Origin of the sequence: Streptomyces sp. B1I3, from assembly GCF_030816615.1 — a bacterium.
GTDB lineage: Bacteria > Actinomycetota > Actinomycetes > Streptomycetales > Streptomycetaceae > Streptomyces.
The window spans coordinates 3,620,169-3,635,874 of sequence record NZ_JAUSYD010000001.1 but is presented as its reverse complement, the minus strand read 5'-3'; the positions used below and the strand labels follow the sequence as shown (position 1 = coordinate 3,635,874).

Genomic DNA, 15,706 nt, shown 5'->3' with positions numbered 1-15,706 from the left:
CATGGACGGCAGAGTCGCGATCGTGGCGGACCGTGTCGGCTGGGAGGAACGCCGGCTCATCGAGGCGGGACCGGACTTCGGACTACGCGTCGAGTGGGTCAACGACGAATCCCTGTGCCTCGGTGGCGCGGGCACGTCCCTGACGGAGGACTACGCCGCCCTGCTGGTGCGCAGCCGGAGCTACACGCGGGGCGGGCTGATCGCGGCACTGGCGGGGTCCGCCGGCACCGCGGTACTCAACTCCGCCACCGCCATCCACGCGTGCGAGAACAAGCTGGTGCTGCGGGCCGTGCTGCGCGAGGCGGGCGTGCCCGTACCGGACTTCCGGCTCGCGCTGTCGCGCAAGGACTTCGAACGGGCCGTCACCGACCTGGGCACGCCGCTGGTCCTCAAGCCGGTCTACGGCGGCATGGGCAGGCGCGTCACCCTGGTCCGCGACGCCGACCTGGCGCACTCCGTGTACGACTACGTCGAGGACCTGGGCCACGCCTTCGAACAGGCCTGCCTGGTCGAGCCCTACCTGGAGGGCGGCTCGATCCGCTGCCTGGTCGTCGGCCGCGAGATCGTGGCGGCCGCCGGGTTCGAGAGCGCGGGAGCCGACTGGCGCAGCAACGCGGCCCTGGGCAACCGGAGCCGCTCCCTGGCTCACGACCCCGACATCCACAAGGTGGTGAACGGGGTCGTGGACCGCCTCGGCCCCGGCATCTACGGCGTCGACCTCTTCAGGACGCCGGCCGGCCTCGTGGTCAACGAGGTCAACCACGCCCCCGCCTGGCGCGGCGTGGCCTCGACGACGGACGCGGACATCACGTCGGCCGTCCTCGGCTATGTGCAGGAGACAATCGGATGATACGTGTGGGCATTGTCGGCGCCTCGGGTCTCGCCGGCGGCGACCTCATCCGCCTGGTGCACCAGCACCCCGACCTCCGGCTGACCTTCCTCGGCGGGAACTCCAGTGCCGGACGGCGCCCGGCCGAGCTGCACCCCGGCCTCCGGGTCGACCTCGGCCTCACCGTCGAGCCGGCCGACGCCGACCGGATGGCCGAGCGCTGCGACGTGGTCCTGCTGGCCACCCCCGCCCCGGTGTCCGCCCGGCTCGCCGCCGAGCTCGCCGACCGGGTCGCGTGCGTGATCGACCTGAGCGGCGCGTTCCGGATCCGCGGCCAGGAGCTGCACGAGCGGTGGTACCCGAAGGCGGAACGCTCCGCGGAACTCGCCGACCGGTTCGTGTACGGCGTGCCTGAACTGATCGGGGACGCGCTGAAGGACGCCCCCCTGATCTCCGTACCCGGGTGCTACGCCACTGCCATCACGCTGGGTCTGGCCCCGCTCGTCCTGGGCCTCGGCATGCGCCTGGGGACCGTCCTCGTCGACGGGAAGAGCGGGTCCAGCGGGGGTGGCCTCCAGCTGCGCACCGCGGACCTGCATCCGCTGCGCAACGGCGCCATAGCGCCGTACGCGCCCACCGGGCACCGTCACGCGGCCGAGGTCGGGGACTTCCTGGAGCGGAGCAAGCCGGGGACCGTCGGGTCGCTGACGATGTCGGCCTACGGCGTCTCGAACGTACGCGGGCTGCTCGCCAGCTGCTACGTGTTCACCGACGAGGCGCCCGGCATCCGTGAACTCCAGCGCGCCTACCTCCGGTTCTACCGCGAGCATCCGTTCGTGCGGGTGCGCCGCAGCGACGAGACGCTGATCCCCATGCCCGACCCGCAGGCGACGCTGGGCTCCAACTACTGCGACGTCACCGTCCTGCACGACCCGGAGGGCGGACGTGTCGTCGTCCTCGCCGCGCTGGACAACCTGATCAAGGGTGCCGCCGGCCAGGCCGTCCAGGCCCTCAACATGAGGTTCGGACTGCCCGAGGAGTCGGGACTGACGATGCAGCCGGTGATGCCGGTATGAGCGGGCGAGCGGAAGAACGCATCCCCACCGTCGTCAAGCTGGGCGGCAGTTGCCTCGAAGACCTCGACGGCGGCTGGTGGGACGACCTCGCACTGCACGGGCGGACCCGGCCCCTGGTCCTGGTGCACGGCTGGTCCAAACCGCTCAGAAGACTCGACGCCCGCTACAGGGAACCCTCGGCGGTCCTGCGGGACCGGTACGGCAACCAGAGCCGGTGGACGACGCCCGAGGTGATCGAGGACATCAAGACGGTCAGCGAGGAGCTGGGCCGGGACGTCATCGCCCGGCTGGAACGGCGCGGCATCACGGCCGAACGGATCCTCGGCAGCGAAGGGCTGGTCGGCGCGGGCGAGGGCGAGCGCTGGTGGTGGCGGGACAAGCGGCTCGTCGAGATGGAGAACCTCGTGGGACCGATCACGGGGGTGGACCCGGACGCCCTGAAGAACCTCGCGCCCGGCCACGCCTGCCTCGTCACGCCGCTCGCCCGGAACGCGGCGGGCCAGGAGGTGAACACGGACGCCGACCGGGCCGCCGCGGCTCTCGCGGGGGCTGTCGGCGCCCCGGACCTGGTCCTGGTCACCGATGTCGCCCACCTGCTGATCGACGGCGATCCGGTCCGTGAGATCACGGCCGGGGAGGCCGCCGCGTTCCGCGACCGGGGCGCCACCGGCGGCATGCGCAAGAAGCTGCGGGCCGCAGGCGAGGCACTGGACGCGGGCGTGCGACGGGTCCTCATCGGCAGCGCCCCCGTCTCGGACCTGCTGGCAGCCCGTACCGGTACCGCCATCACGCGAAACGGAGAAGCGCCGTGACGAAGCCCCGCGTACTCGTCGTCAACAACGGGACCCTGTCGCTCCCGCAACTCCGCCGGCGCCTGGAGGAGCTCGGCGCGGACACCGACACGGTGGACGCGGCGTCGGTGCCCGCCCGGGTCGACGGCCGCTACCAGGCCGTGGTCCTGAGCGGCACCAAGGTCCGGGCCTACGACCAGGCGTACTACGGCCCCCTCGTCGAGCTGGTCACCGGCACCGACGTCCCCGTGCTCGGCATCTGCGGAGGCATGCAGATCATCGCCCTCGCGGCCGGCGGCCGCATGGAGGAGGGTCCGCAGCGGGTCGGTGGCCACGAGGTGCAGGTCGACACGGAGGAGCCGCTGTTCGCGTACGTCAAGCCGACGGTGACGGTGTTCCACCGCCACACCCTCTACCTGCGCCAGGCCCCGCCCGGCTTCCGGTCCATCGGCCGCTCGGAACACGCTCCGGTGGAGTTCCTGCGCTCCGACGACGGCCGGATCCACGGCTCCCAGGCGCATCTGGAGTTCCGCCGGGACGGCCTGGAGATCCTGCGCGGCTTCGCGCAGCAATACGCGTGAGTCGTACTTCTGGACCGGCGATCCACCGCTCGTACTCCTGTACCGACAATCCATCTCATCTACCGACACAAGGACTTGGTATGAGTGCTCCGGAAGAACCGCAGGCGCCCGCCTTCACCGTCCATCTGAACGGCAGCGGCGGTGATCTCAAGGGCTGGGTGGTCGTCGACACGCTCGTCGACGGCCTGGCGATGGGCGGCACCCGGATGACCGCAGGGGTGACCGAGGACGAAGTGGCCGGTCTCGCCCGGGACATGACCGACAAGTTCACGCTCGCCGGACTGCGCATCGGTGGCGCCAAGGCCGGCATCGTCGCGGACGGCGGTGACCGCCACGAGACGTTCCGGACCTTCGGCCGGACGGTCAAGCCGCTGCTGCACGGCGGCATCCACCTGGGTATCGACATGGGTGTGACCCCGGCCGACCGGGCCGTCTTCTTCGACGAGGCGGGCTACGACCCCCGCTACCGGCCGGGCGCGTCGGACATGCCCATCGACTGGCGGACGTACTACGAGCCGCTGATCGACGTGACCGGGCACGGGGTCGGCACGGCCGCGGTCACGGCCTGGGAGGCGGGCCGGCACACCGGCCCGGCCAGAGTCGTGATCCAGGGCTTCGGCGCGGTGGGCAGGTCCGTCGCCCAGTTCCTGGAGGAACGCGGACACATCGTCGTAGGAGTCGCCGACATCGACGGCACGATCAGTGCGGACCGGCTGCCGGTGGCCGAACTGCTGCCCGCCACCGATGTGTTCGGCCGGATCGACCGGTCCCTGCTGCCGGACCGCGTCACCGTCTCCACGGAGCCGGACGCCTGGCTCGACCTGGACGCCGACCTGCTGATCCTCGCGGCCCAGCGGCACGCGCTCACCGCGGAGAACACCCACAGGCTGCGCGCCGGTCTGGTGGTCGAGGGCGCGAACCTGGCCTCCAGCGCCGCCGCCAAGGAGAAGGTGGCAGCCTCGGGCGGTGTCCTGGTACCGGGAGTGATCGCCAACATCGGCGGCGCCGCATCGGCGGCCCTGGCCGTCACCCGGGTGGTCCCCTTCGACCTGGAGGCCGGGGCACGCAAGGCCTGGGTCTTCGACTGGGTCGGGGAGCGGGTGCGGCAGAACACCCGGGACCTGCTGGACATCGCGCAGGGCCGGGCGGGCGACCCGCTGCCGGAACTGCTGGACGCCCGTCGCGGGGAACGCCGATGACCGCCACGACCGAGGCCCCCGCCGTGCCGGGCGCCGGTACCTTCGCAGAGCGCGCCGACGAGTACCGGCGGCGTGGCTGGTGGCGGGACGAGACCTTCCTGGACGACCTGCGGCGCCAGGCCCGTGAGCGGCCGCACAAACTCGCCGTCGCGGGCCGCCGGCTGCACGAGGCGCACACCGACACGCTGGACTACTCCGAGCTCGCCCGGCTCACGGAACGCTTCGCCGGTGCCCTGTGCGACCTGGGCGTCCGGCGCGGGGACGTCGTGGCGGTCCAGCTGCCCAACCGCTGGGAGATGGCTCCCCTGATGTTCGCCTGCATGCGTGTGGGTGCCGTCATCTGCCCCATCGCCCCGGTCTGCCGCGAGACCGATCTGCGCCACCGTCTGACGCTGACCGAGGCGAAGGTGTGCATCACGGTCGACGAGTGGGAGGGCTATCCCCTCGCCAAGACCCTGGTGGCCATGGCGGACGAACTCCCCGTCGAGCACGTCGTCGTCGTCGGTGGCCACGCCCCCGACGGGGCGGCGGACTTCCACGACGTCTTCGTCGCCCCCCGGCGGGAGGAGTCCCGCACGGTGGAGGCGGCGGGCCGCGAACTCGGCCCCGACGACCCCTTCGTGGTGCTGTTCACCTCCGGTACGACGGGCGACTCGAAGGGAGTGCTGCACAGCCAGAACACCGTCCACTCGGCCGTACGCGGATACGTGGACACGTTCCTGCTCCGCGACGACCTCGTCGCCGTGCTCACCACCCCGCTGATCCACTACTCCGGATTCGGCCAGGGCATCCTCGCCGGCGTCATGCTCGGCGGCACGGTCGTCTTCCAGGACGAGCAGGACAACGCCAGCCTGCCCGACCTGATCGAACGCTACGGCGCCACCCTGCTGTACGGGCCTCCGCCCACCCTCACCGCCGTCGCCGAGTCCCAGCGCACCGACTCCCGGGACGTGTCGACCCTGCGGCACGTGGTCACCGGCGCGGCCCCCGTGCTGCAGCAGCTGGTCGACGAACTGAGGTCGACGTTCGGCGCCCAGACGTACTCGGTCTGGGGGATGTCGGAGTTCGGCCCCGTGACCATCACCCGCCTCGACTACAACCAGGACTGGGCGGCACACAGCCACGGGCGGCCGATCGACTCGATGGAGATCCGCATCGACGCCTGCCACGACCCCAGCCTGCGTGCCGAGGTGGGCCGGCTGCGGGTGCGGGGCGCGTCGATGGCGCTCGGTTACCACCGGCGCATGGAGTCCTTCACCGCCGAGCTGAACGAGGAGGGGTGGTTCGACACCGGCGACGTCGCACGCGAGGACGGGCGGGGCGGCATCCGCCTGCTGGGCCGCGCCAAGGACGCCATCCTGCGCGACGGCATCGTCGTCCCCATGGCGGAGCTGGAGGCGATCATCTCCCGCCACCCCAAGGTCACCGAGGCGGCCATCGTCGGCCCCACCGGTGAGCTCGACGACCTCATCCTGGCCGTGGTCGTCCCCCGTGGCGGCGAGCGGCCGACGCTGGAGGACGTCCGCGCCCACCTGGTGGCGGCCGGTCAGCCAGAGCGCTTCCTGCCCGACCGGCTGGAAGTGGTCGAAGAGCTGCCCAAGACCCTCACCGGAAAGATCCGCAAGATCGAGCTGCGGGACCGGTACGCCGAGGTGTGACCCCGCGCCGTGACCCCCCGTCCCCGGCCTGCCCCGCCGGGGCACCCGACACCCTACGGAGACACCATGTCAGGTCCCGCGCCCGTGGCCATGTCGGCCACGCTCGCCGCAGACGAAGCGCTGGCCCGTCGACGTTTGGCGGGCCAGGAGGTGCTGTCCCTGGCCAGTGGCGAGGTCGGCCTGCCGGTACTCCCCGAGCTGAGGCGGCGGCTCGCCGACGCGGCCGGGCGCAACGCCTACGGCTCCGTGTCCGGGAGCCCGCGGCTGCGGGCGGCGGCAGCCGGGTACTGGGGGCGCCGGGGCCTGGCCACCGACCCCGGCCTGGTGGTCTGCGGACCGGGGAGCAAGCCCCTGCTCTACGCGCTGATGCTCGCCGTCGGCGGTGACGTGGTGGTGCCGGTGCCGAGCTGGGTCAGCTACAGCGCCCAGGCCCGGCTGGCAGGGGCGCAACCGGTGCCGGTCCCCACGCTGCCCGGTGAGGGCGGGGTGCCCGATCCGGACGGCCTGCGCGACGCGGTGGCCGGGGCCCGGGCGCAGGGACGCGACCCGCGGTGCGTGGTGGTCACCCTGCCCGACAACCCGACGGGCACCATCGCCTCACCGGAGACCGTGCGCCGGCTGGCGCGGACCGCCAGGGAACTCGACCTCGTCATCGTCTCCGACGAGATCTACGGCGACCTCGTGTTCGGCACCGGTGACAGGGCGCCGTCCCCCGCGCTCTTCGCTCCCGAGCGGACGGTGGTCACCACCGGGATCACCAAGAACCTGGCACTCGGCGGCTGGCGGCTGGGCGTCGCCCGTCTCCCCGACAGCGTGACGGGGCGCGCGGTGCACGCACGACTGCTCGGCGTCGTCAGCCAGATCTGGTCGAGCACCGCCGCACCCGTCCAGGAGGCCGCCGCCTACGCGCTCGAGGAACCGCCCGAGGTCGTCGCGCACATCGCCGCCGGCCGCCGGCTCCACGAGGTGGTCGTCCGGGCGGCGGCCCGGCGGTTCGCCGGGGCCGGCGCCCTGGTGACGCCGGTACGGGCCACGAGCTACCTCTACCCCGACTTCGAACCCCTGCGGGACCGGCTCGACCGGGTCCACGGGGTGCGGGGCGGTACGGGCCTGGCGGACCTGCTCATGGAGCGGTACGGAGTGGGCGTCCTGCCGGGCTCGGTGTTCGGGGAACCCGGCGACCCACTGCGCATCCGGGCCGCCACCTCACGCCTGTACGGCGAGACCGACGCCGAGCGCACCACCGCGCTGACGGCCGCGGACCCACTGCGGCTGCCCTGGATCAGTACGTCTCTGAACCGCATCACCGAGGTCCTGCACGACCTCACCGGCCGTCGTGCCGGCCCCGCAGCAGGCGGGGCCGGGGCGTGACGCCCGAACGAACCGACGAACCCGGCCGGGAACACCGTCCGGACCCGGAAGACCAGCAGGAGGTCACCGACACCATGTCCATCATCTTCGAGTGCGAGTACAGGGGCAGGCGTTACGCGGGCCTGGGCATCCCCGCGCAGGGCACCCCGCACACGCTGTACGCGGTCGAGGAGGGCCGGTTACGCGCGGCTGTCCTGGCCGGCGGCCCCGAGGCGGTGGAGGCGGCCGTCACGGAGTCGGCCGACACGGTCACCGTGACCCTCGGCGATCCCGGGTCCGGCCTGCGCTTCCTGCCCCCGCTGCTGCCCACGTCCACCGGTGAGTCGCTGATCAACGGTTTCATGGGGACGCACCGCTCCAAGTTCGACCGCGCCCCGGAACCGGACGAGGAGTTCACCCCGCCGAACTACTACATCAAGGGATTCGGCTCCTGGCTGCGCATGCCGGACGAGCTGCTGACCACCCCCGCCGATCCCGTCTGGCTCCTGGAGGAACCGGAGGTCGTCCTCGTCCACGTCAACGACGACGACGGGAACCCGCACTATGCCGGCTACAGCTTCGGCAACGACCTCAACGACATCGGGCTGCACCTGAAGAACCCCTGGGCCTGGACGCCGTACGCGAAGCTGTGCGAGACCTCCATGACCCCGTGGCTCTACCTCGGCGAGCCGCCGCGGACGGTGACGGGACGCGTCACGGTCGAGCGCGACGGGGCCACGGCCTGGGAGGGCGACTTCTCGTGCGGCGCCGACTCCATCTTCCACCGCTTCGACGACATGACGCGGTACCTGTTCTCCTACCCGGCGCTGCGCCGCCCCGGCCAGGTCAACTACCTCTTCATGGGGGCGGACAAGGCCACGTACCACGACGGCTTCCGGATCGAGGACGGTGACCGCATGGTCATCGACGTGTCCAGCCACGGCGCCGTGCTGTCCAACGTGGTCCGCTACGCCCCTCAGGCCGCCTCGGTCACGGAAAGGGGTACGGCCGGGGAGCCGGCCATCGGGTAAGCGGTCACCGGTGCTTCTCCGGAGGACAGGCGGTCACGGCGCACCGCCTCCAGGTAGCCGGTGATGGCGTCGTGACTGCGGATCAGGCACCGGATGCGGTCGGCCATGCGGTCACGCTCGTGCTCCAGGGTGGCGATCGTCTCCTCGGTGGCACCGGAGACGTGAATGGCCCGGGGGTCGTTGATGCAGGGAAGCACCTGCTTGATGATCCGCGTCGACAGACCGGCCTCGAGCATGCCCCGGATCTGCAGGACCCGGTCCACACAGCCTTCGGCGTAGTCGCGGTACCCGTTCGGGGACCGGCCGGGCACCAGGAGCTCCTGCTCCTCGTAGTAGCGCAGCAGCCTGCGCGGTGTCCCCGTCCGCTCGGAGAGTTCGCCGATCCGCATGTGACCTACCTCCACCCACTCCGCTCACGTCCACTTGACATTCACATCAATGTGAGGGTTTCAGGATACCGTTATGTCAACCACGCAGACAGACCTCCTCGGCACGTCCCCGCCCCCCGACAACCGCAAGCTGCCCCTGTCGCCGCTGCTGGCGCTGGCCACCGCGGCCTTCATGGGCATCCTGACCGAGGCCCTCCCGGCCGGCGTCCTGCCCGAGATGGCCGGCGACCTCTCGGTCAGCGAGTCGGCCATGGGCCAGGCGCTCACGATCTACGCCATCGCCACCGGTGTATCGGCCATCCCGCTGTCCGTGACCACGGCACGCTGGAGGCGCAAGCGGCTCCTGATGCTGTCCGTCACGATGTTCGCGGTCGCCAACACCGTGACGGCACTCTCCTCCAGCTACCCGCTGACCATGGTCTTCCGGCTCCTCGCCGGTGTCGCCGCGGCGGCGGTCTGGGCGGAACTGGTCGGGTACGCACGGCGCCTGGCGCCCCCGCACCTCCAGGGGCGTGCCATCGCCATCACCATGGCCGGGGTACCACTGGCCCTGTCACTGGGCATCCCCGCCGGAACCTTCCTCGGCGGCCTGTTCGGGTGGCGCCTCACCTTCGGCCTGGTGACCGTGGTCTCCGTCCTCCTGCTGGGATGGATCCATCTCACGGTCCCGGACTCGCCCGGACAGAAGCCCGGTGCCCGCGAGCCGATCCTCAAGGCCCTGGCGCTTCCGGGGGTCGCGGCCGTGCTGTTCGTCGTCGCGGCCTACGTACTGGCCCACAACATCCTCTACACCTATATCTCCACCTTCCTCGACGAGAACGGGATGGGCGACTCCCGGGACGTGGTCCTGCTCGTCTTCGGGATCGCCTCCGTCGTGAGCATCTGGATCACCGGCGCCATGGTGGACCGCAGACTCCGGATGCTGCTCATCGTCAGCAGCGCCCTGTTCCTCGTCGCAGCCGCCCTGCTGGCCGTCCTGGCCTCGAACGTCGTGGTGGTCTACGGCGCGATGGTGCTCTGGGGACTCGGCTGGGGCGGCGTCACCACGCTCCTGCAGACGGCCGTCACCGACGCCGGGGGTGACCGGGGCCAGGCCCTGCTGGTCACCACGTGGAACTCCTTCATGGCCGGCGGTGGAGCGGTCGGCGGGCTCCTGCTGGGGTCCTTCGGCCCCGATTCCTTCCCCTGGAGCGTCGTGCTGCTGATGGCGCCGGTGCTGCTGGTCGTCCTGGTGGCGCGCAGGCACGCCTTCCCCGCCAAGCGGCCGGAGGGAACGTAGCGGACCGCCCACCCGTACGGCGGGGGAGCGCGGCGGCAGGCCGTACGGCAGCTGCCCGCACACCCCGTGACGCACCGCGGAGCCGGAGGGGTCACGCCCATCCCCCGTCGGGCCTCTCCGTCCGCGGTGCCCCGAGGGCCCCGTGCTCGGCCTCCTGGCCGAGCACGGGGCCCTCACGCGTGTTCCGGCGCTCCTCGCGTGCCGTGGTGATGCCGTGCCGTGGGTCCGCCGTGCCGTACGGGTCCTGGGCCACGGTGTGGGCCGGCCGGCGTGCGTACGGCGGCCCCGTCACGGCGTGGAGCCGCCGGCCCGGCAGAGCAGGTCCGCCGTGCCCTCCGGGCGCAGTCCGGCCAGGGTGTCCGGTGTGACGGCCCCCGGCAGCAGGAGCTGCCACAGTTCGGTGACCGCCCGGTGGGAGAGCCATTCCCGGTTCTCCCTGGCGAGGACCTCGTAGCCGGTCGTCGCAGCGGTCACGGTCCCGGCCAGGTGCGGCGGCGCCGGGGTACCGGCGAGCTCGCCCCGGTCGGCGGCGCGGGCCAGCAGTTGCTGGACGCAGCTCTGCCACCCGTGCCGCAGGCTGCGGCACAGTCGTTCGGAGGCCGCTTCGCTGTTGAGCCGGAGCCCGGCTCGTGCGACCACGTCCTCGTACAGCAGGCGCATGAGGGCGTGCGTGACGTCGATGAGCGTCTGCAGGGCGCCGACCGGCTCCTGCTGGGCCCGCCACGCCGCGCGGTACAGGCTGCGTACCGCGGCACTCTCGACGGCGGCGGCGAGTTCGGTCTTGCTGCGGAAGTGGAAGTGCAGGGCTCCGCTCGTCACGCCGGCGCCGTTGCTCACCTCGCTCAGGCGCGTCTTCTCGTACCCGTGTCTCTCGAACTGCTCGGCGGCCGAGCGGATCAGGGCCTGACGGGTGCGGACGGCGCGTTCCTGCTTGCCTCCTTCCTCGGGGAGGGGGGCTTGCGGCTCAGGTCCATCCGGTGGGAGTGACGGCGACATGAAGGTATCAATACCTTCGCGAATGATTTGGCGCCACCTCGAAAGGCGTTATGCGGCTTTCGTCACCATGGTCGGCTGATTCGATGCACCGTGATCGCGCCCCGGCGGAAAAGGCAGACGAAGTGGGTGCTCGAATGATGGGCGCAAATCGGCGTTAACAGGCATATACCCGTCAGTACTCCCCTTTGACAAAAACATTCAGCAGAGTTTTAATTTCGGCAGTCGGTTGCATGGGAGCTCAGTCCAGGGGGAAGGGAAAGCCATGGCTGGCAAGACAGCCCTGCTCGCGCACCGTGGTTCCGCGTCGCACGAAGTGCCGCTCCGGGAGGCCGGGCACGCGGGCTCCGCCGCGGCTCCGCCGCCGGTTCCCGAGGCCGGGAGCAGGTGGCGGGTCCTGGTGGTCGAGAGCAGGCCGGACGAGGCGGCCCTCCTGACCCAGGCCTTGCAGCGCCATGGCCACCGGGCGAGGAACGTCGGCACGGGGAAAGGCGCCCTGGAGGCCTATCAGGAGGCCGACCTGGTCCTCCTCGACCTGGAGCTCCCCGATCTCGACGGCCTGGAGGTCTGCCGGAGCATCCGGCTGGTGGACGACAAGCCGGTGATCGCGGTCACCGCCCGAGCCAGCGAGCTGGACCGGGTGCTCGGTCTGCAGGCCGGCGCGGACGACTATCTCGTGAAGCCCTACGGGTTCCGTGAACTCATGGCGCGCATGGACGCGGTCATGCGCCGTTCCCGCCCCCGTGCGGTCCCCGGCGCCCCCGCGACCGCGGCCACCCCGGGGGTCACCTCGCACAGCGGGCTGCGGGTGGACAAGGAGAGGCGGAGGGCGACCCTGGCCGGACAGCGGCTCGACCTGACGCCCAAGGAGTTCGACCTCCTCAACCTGCTGGTCTCGCACCCGGGGGACGTGCTCTCCCGGGAGCGGCTCATGCGCGAGGTGTGGGCCGGCTCATGGTCCAGACGGACGCTGGACACGCACGTGTGCAGTCTCCGCAGCAAGCTCGGCTCCGGCGACTGGATCCTCACCGTCCGCGGCGTCGGTTTCCAGATCGGCTCCTGCTGAGGGCGCCCGCCGGGGCGCGGCCTCGCGGGCACGGGAGATGTCGCGCCCACGCCCGGGGGAGATCTTTTTCCACGGCCCCCGAAAGGAATCACCTGCATTCCTTCCGGCGTGCCGGCATGTGGAATCAGCCGTTCGACCCGCGTCATGAATAAATGCACGGCCAAGGTGCCTGCGTAAGGAAAACGGGCCCTGGACGCGGATGAGAAGTGTGCAGACTATGTGAAGCTCACGTCGGTTACGGTAATCCCCGGAGAGAGGCCAGATGATGAATATCGCTTCTGCTGTCCGCCCGACCGATCCGGTTCGTCTCGACGCCAACGGACGGGACCCGCACGAAGAGATAGCGCGGCTGCGGGCACGGGGCCCGATAGCCCCCGTCATGCTCCCCGGCGGCATCTTCGCCTGGTCCGTCACCAGCCAGTGGGCCATCAGGCAACTGCTGACGGACCGGCGGGTGTCGAAGGACGCGGAACAGCACTGGCCGGCCTGGATCAACGGAGACGTCCCCGCCGGCTGGCCGCTCTCCCTCTGGGTCTCCGTGCGCAGCATGATCACCGCGTACGGCGACGAACACAGACGTCTCAGAAAGCTCGTCACGAAGGCGTTCACCGCACGCAACATCAGCACGCTCGCCCCCACGATCACCGCGATCACGCACTCCCTGCTCGACCGCCTGGCCGAGGTGCCCCCTGGCACGGTGGTGGATCTGCGCGAGCAGTTCGCCGCCGCTCTGCCCGTGCAGGTCATCTGCGACTTCCTCGGTATCCCGGAGGAGTCGCGGGAGCGGCTGCAGGAGAGGATCGGCCTCACCTTCCTGACCGCGGTTCCGGCCCATACGGTGGAGAGCAACGTGAGGGAGCTCTACGCCGCCCTCGACGAACTGATCGAGACCAGGCGCGCCACCCCGCAGGACGACCTCATCACGCACCTGATCGCTGCGCGCGACGGCCAGGACGGGGAGGGGGACGGGGATGGGCTGACCAGACAGGAGCTCGTGGACACGCTCCTGCTCGTCATATCGGCCGGATACGAGACGACGGTCAACCTCCTCGACCACGCGGTGCACAGCCTCCTGCGGCACCCCGGCCAACTCGCGCTCGTACACGCCGGGGTGGCGACCTGGGACGACGTCGTGGACGAGATCCTGCGCTGCGAGCCGTCCGGTTTCCATGTCCCCCTTCGTTATGCGGTCGAGGACATCGAGATCGCCGATGTCGTCATCGCCAAGGGGGACGCGATCCTCATCTCGCTCGCCGGGGCCGGCCGGGATCCGGAGGTCCACGGCGACGACGCGGACGTATTCGACGTGACCCGGGAAAAGCGCCGTGAGCACCTGGCCTTCGGATTCGGTGTGCATTACTGCCTCGGCGCACCGCTGGCCAGACTGGACGCCGTGATCGCCCTCGAAGCCCTTTTCCGCAGGTTCCCCGGCATGCGGCTCGAGGACCCGTCCGATCGGCTCGAACTCCTGCCGTCGTTCATATCCAACGGGCACCGGCGGCTTCCCGTGCTGCTGCACGCCGACAGCTGAACACCGCGTGCCTTCCGGGAACCAGGGGGGCCGGCTCCCGGAAGGCGCGGCGAAGGGCCGTGCCTGCCCACCGGCACGGCCCTCGCGTGGTGCCGCTCAGAGCGTCGGGGCGACGGCCCGCTGCCGTGGGCGGAAGTGGTGCAGATGGTCCGACGCCCAGGTGCGGTAGGTGCGCAGCGGACCCCCTGTCAGCTCCGCGGGTACGGTGCCGGCCCGTTTCTTCTTCCCGGCGGCCTGAAGGTCCGCCCGCCGGAGGAGGGCCTCGACCACGTGCGGCGGGTACGTCCGCGCGTAGTCCTGCGCCGCTTCCCGGCGCGTCAGTGGCCGGAAGCGCAGCGGCCTCCCGATCAGTTCGGAGAGGATCCGGGTCTGCTGTACGGCCGTGAGTGCCTCGGGGCCCACCAGGGTGTAGGCCGTGCCCGCATGCCGAGCCGGCTCCAGGAGCAGCCGCACCGCGACCGCCGCGACGTCGCGGGGATCGACCGGGGCGTTGAGGGCGTCACCGTGGAGCGCGGCGACCGTGTCCTCGGCCCGTACACCGGGGGCCCACGCCAGGGTGTTCGACATGAACGCCCGGGGCCTGAGCAGGGTCCAGGCGAGGGGCGAGTCGCGTAGCGCCTCCTCCGTCTCCCGCTGGCGCCGGGTGAGGAAGTCGTCGGTGTCGTCCTCGACCACTGCGGCGGACAGCTTGACGACGTGCCCGACCCGCGCGGCGACCGCCGCTTCGAGGAACGGCTCGTCGTGCCGGTGGGTCGGGTGACCGGTGACGAGGAAGGCTGTCCGTATACCCGCCAGTGCCCGCTCCAGAGCCACGGGATCGCCGTAGTCGGCCGCGACGGTCTCGGTCCGGGGGCCCCGGACGCCGATCCGCTCGGGTCTCCTCGCCATCAGCCGCACGGCACACCGCGGCGCGAGCAGCCGGGCCACCTCCGCGCCGACGCTTCCGCTCGCCCCGGTGACGAGGATCAACGGATCTCTCCGGCGCCGCCCACCGTGACGGACGAGGTGAAGACGGCTCGGCCGTCCTGCCGGCCGGTGACGTGGACGGTGTGTCCGTCCGGTTGCCGGACCGCCTCTATCCACAGCGGGCTGCGGAACTCCGCGTACCTGTGGAAGGCGTTGCCGCCCCGGCTGGGGAGGAACGCGGCCGGGCCCGACACGGCGTGGGCCGCCTGCCGCGCGGCCTCGATGAGGACCATCCCCGGTATGTGGTCCTTGGGCCCCTGGTAGAGGGTGGGGTGCGAGGTGTCCACCCGGAGCTGCCACCGGCCGGCCCGGCCGGTGGGGACGAGCAGGACGTCCTCGGGCCGGGTGCGGCCCACCCTGGGCGGTGGGGCGAGGACGGCGGGCGATGCCGCCGGAGGCGCCACCGGGAGGTCGCCCCGTATGCGGGCGTACGTCTTGGCGCTCAGGACCTTGATTCGGCTGATTCCGGTGCCCGCCGTGTGCCGGCCCAGGCGGACCGTGACGTGGCTGTGCATTCCGGACAGGCGGCCCGAGCTGCGCGTGATCCCGGAGAGCTCCACCTCCAGCTCGACCTCCGGGCCGTACCGGACGGCGAGGTGGCCCGGGTCGGTGGTGAAGTCCAGTCCCCACATCAGGAAATGGTGGTCGGCGGGCACGTCGTAGGCACCGTGGCCGATGAGGATCGTGCTCTGGCGCATGGACTCCACCAGCAGTAACGGGTCGTACAGGCCGTTGCGCGGAGCGAAGAAGCGGTGGTTGTCGGGCCACGTCCCGCGGACGAGAAACCGGTCCCCGGATATGTGCGTCCAATCCGTGGGCACCACGTCCTGCGTGCGTCTTCGGTGCACCAGTTCCATCGGAACGGTGGTTCTCTCGCTCGTGACCAGGGCAGTTGGCTGCGGCATGAGCACGCCCCCCAATTGTGTGGCCGGCAGCACCACGCTGTCGGCGCGGCCAAGATACGTAC

The 15,706-nt window shown here is 71.3% G+C and carries 16 protein-coding genes; 11 read left to right on the top strand and 5 right to left on the bottom strand.

Annotated features, from left to right (window positions below; genetic code table 11):
- The first annotated feature begins 1 nt into the window (after position 1).
- The 8 genes from QFZ58_RS16590 (at position 2) to QFZ58_RS16555 (ending at position 8,515) form a co-directional block, all read left to right on the top strand.
- A complete protein-coding gene (locus tag QFZ58_RS16590) occupies positions 2 to 850 on the top strand; it encodes a RimK family alpha-L-glutamate ligase (RefSeq protein ID WP_307125693.1) in 849 nt (282 codons plus the stop codon).
- Complete coding sequence (gene argC, locus QFZ58_RS16585; RefSeq protein ID WP_307125692.1) at positions 847 to 1,905, top strand: N-acetyl-gamma-glutamyl-phosphate reductase; 1,059 nt, start codon at positions 847 to 849, stop codon at positions 1,903 to 1,905. Before QFZ58_RS16590 ends, argC begins: the two co-directional genes overlap by 4 nt.
- Positions 1,902 to 2,717 (top strand): acetylglutamate kinase, encoded by an 816-nt coding sequence (locus QFZ58_RS16580; RefSeq protein WP_307125691.1) that lies wholly within the window; start codon positions 1,902 to 1,904, stop codon positions 2,715 to 2,717. Before argC ends, QFZ58_RS16580 begins: the two co-directional genes overlap by 4 nt.
- Positions 2,714 to 3,277: a type 1 glutamine amidotransferase gene (locus tag QFZ58_RS16575; protein WP_307125690.1), complete on the top strand. Its 564-nt coding sequence runs from the start codon at positions 2,714 to 2,716 to the stop codon at positions 3,275 to 3,277. The genes QFZ58_RS16580 and QFZ58_RS16575 overlap by 4 nt, the downstream gene beginning before the upstream one ends.
- Positions 3,278 to 3,357: 80 nt before the next feature.
- Positions 3,358 to 4,476, top strand: a complete 1,119-nt coding sequence (locus tag QFZ58_RS16570; RefSeq protein WP_307125689.1) for a Glu/Leu/Phe/Val dehydrogenase dimerization domain-containing protein — start codon at positions 3,358 to 3,360, stop codon at positions 4,474 to 4,476.
- Positions 4,473 to 6,134 carry an AMP-binding protein gene (locus QFZ58_RS16565; protein WP_307125688.1) on the top strand — a complete coding sequence of 554 codons (1,662 nt, stop codon included), beginning with the start codon at positions 4,473 to 4,475 and terminating at the stop codon, positions 6,132 to 6,134. Before QFZ58_RS16570 ends, QFZ58_RS16565 begins: the two co-directional genes overlap by 4 nt.
- A 66-nt stretch (positions 6,135 to 6,200) precedes the next feature.
- The gene (locus tag QFZ58_RS16560) at positions 6,201 to 7,505 is read left to right on the top strand and encodes a pyridoxal phosphate-dependent aminotransferase (protein WP_307125687.1); all 1,305 of its coding nucleotides are present in this window, start codon (positions 6,201 to 6,203) and stop codon (positions 7,503 to 7,505) included.
- Entirely contained in the window at positions 7,502 to 8,515 is a 1,014-nt protein-coding gene (locus QFZ58_RS16555) for a fumarylacetoacetate (FAA) hydrolase (RefSeq protein ID WP_307125686.1), read from the top strand. Before QFZ58_RS16560 ends, QFZ58_RS16555 begins: the two co-directional genes overlap by 4 nt.
- Here the strand turns inward: QFZ58_RS16555 and QFZ58_RS16550 are convergent.
- A complete protein-coding gene (locus tag QFZ58_RS16550; RefSeq protein ID WP_307125685.1) occupies positions 8,461 to 8,904 on the bottom strand; it encodes a MerR family transcriptional regulator in 444 nt (147 codons plus the stop codon). The two genes, QFZ58_RS16555 and QFZ58_RS16550, sit on opposite strands and share 55 nt — an antisense overlap.
- A gap of 73 nt (positions 8,905 to 8,977) precedes the next feature.
- Between QFZ58_RS16550 and QFZ58_RS16545 the strand changes: the two genes are divergently transcribed.
- Entirely contained in the window at positions 8,978 to 10,183 is a 1,206-nt protein-coding gene (locus QFZ58_RS16545; RefSeq protein WP_307125684.1) for an MFS transporter, read from the top strand.
- 91 nt (positions 10,184 to 10,274) lie between these two features.
- Here the strand turns inward: QFZ58_RS16545 and QFZ58_RS16540 are convergent, their stop codons facing one another.
- Complete coding sequence (locus tag QFZ58_RS16540) at positions 10,275 to 10,475, bottom strand: hypothetical protein (protein WP_307125683.1); 201 nt, start codon at positions 10,473 to 10,475, stop codon at positions 10,275 to 10,277.
- Positions 10,472 to 11,179, bottom strand: coding sequence for a ScbR family autoregulator-binding transcription factor (locus QFZ58_RS16535; protein WP_307125682.1), 708 nt, complete (start codon positions 11,177 to 11,179; stop codon positions 10,472 to 10,474). Before QFZ58_RS16535 ends, QFZ58_RS16540 begins: the two co-directional genes overlap by 4 nt.
- Before the next feature lie 262 nt (positions 11,180 to 11,441).
- On the opposite strand from QFZ58_RS16535, the gene QFZ58_RS16530 reads away from it, so the two are divergent.
- Complete coding sequence (locus QFZ58_RS16530; protein WP_307125681.1) at positions 11,442 to 12,242, top strand: response regulator transcription factor; 801 nt, start codon at positions 11,442 to 11,444, stop codon at positions 12,240 to 12,242.
- Positions 12,243 to 12,504: 262 nt separating this feature from the next.
- A complete protein-coding gene (locus QFZ58_RS16525) occupies positions 12,505 to 13,773 on the top strand; it encodes a cytochrome P450 (protein ID WP_307125680.1) in 1,269 nt (422 codons plus the stop codon).
- A 96-nt stretch (positions 13,774 to 13,869) separates the two neighbouring features.
- Here QFZ58_RS16525 and QFZ58_RS16520 read toward each other — a convergent pair whose 3' ends face one another.
- On the bottom strand, positions 13,870 to 14,742 hold the full coding sequence (locus QFZ58_RS16520) for an NAD(P)H-binding protein (RefSeq protein ID WP_307125679.1): 873 nt from the start codon (positions 14,740 to 14,742) through the stop codon (positions 13,870 to 13,872).
- Positions 14,739 to 15,644: a ScbA/BarX family gamma-butyrolactone biosynthesis protein gene (locus QFZ58_RS16515; protein WP_307125678.1), complete on the bottom strand. Its 906-nt coding sequence runs from the start codon at positions 15,642 to 15,644 to the stop codon at positions 14,739 to 14,741. The genes QFZ58_RS16520 and QFZ58_RS16515 overlap by 4 nt, the downstream gene beginning before the upstream one ends.
- Between the last annotated feature and the right edge of the window lie 62 nt (positions 15,645 to 15,706).

Excerpts from the sequence above, each read along its gene's own strand:
- QFZ58_RS16550 (WP_307125685.1), bottom strand. The coding sequence starts at position 8,904 with ATGCGGATCGGCGAACTCTCCGAGCGGACGGGGACACCGCGCAGGCTG.
- QFZ58_RS16580 (WP_307125691.1), top strand. The coding sequence starts at position 1,902 with ATGAGCGGGCGAGCGGAAGAACGCATCCCCACCGTCGTCAAGCTGGGC.
- QFZ58_RS16565 (WP_307125688.1), top strand. The coding sequence starts at position 4,473 with ATGACCGCCACGACCGAGGCCCCCGCCGTGCCGGGCGCCGGTACCTTC.
- QFZ58_RS16530 (WP_307125681.1), top strand. The coding sequence starts at position 11,442 with ATGGCTGGCAAGACAGCCCTGCTCGCGCACCGTGGTTCCGCGTCGCAC.
- QFZ58_RS16535 (WP_307125682.1), bottom strand. The coding sequence starts at position 11,179 with ATGTCGCCGTCACTCCCACCGGATGGACCTGAGCCGCAAGCCCCCCTC.
- QFZ58_RS16525 (WP_307125680.1), top strand. The coding sequence starts at position 12,505 with ATGATGAATATCGCTTCTGCTGTCCGCCCGACCGATCCGGTTCGTCTC.
- QFZ58_RS16545 (WP_307125684.1), top strand. The coding sequence starts at position 8,978 with ATGTCAACCACGCAGACAGACCTCCTCGGCACGTCCCCGCCCCCCGAC.
- QFZ58_RS16570 (WP_307125689.1), top strand. The coding sequence starts at position 3,358 with ATGAGTGCTCCGGAAGAACCGCAGGCGCCCGCCTTCACCGTCCATCTG.
- argC (WP_307125692.1), top strand. The coding sequence starts at position 847 with ATGATACGTGTGGGCATTGTCGGCGCCTCGGGTCTCGCCGGCGGCGAC.
- QFZ58_RS16590 (WP_307125693.1), top strand. The coding sequence starts at position 2 with ATGGACGGCAGAGTCGCGATCGTGGCGGACCGTGTCGGCTGGGAGGAA.
- QFZ58_RS16560 (WP_307125687.1), top strand. The coding sequence starts at position 6,201 with ATGTCAGGTCCCGCGCCCGTGGCCATGTCGGCCACGCTCGCCGCAGAC.
- QFZ58_RS16515 (WP_307125678.1), bottom strand. The coding sequence starts at position 15,644 with ATGCCGCAGCCAACTGCCCTGGTCACGAGCGAGAGAACCACCGTTCCG.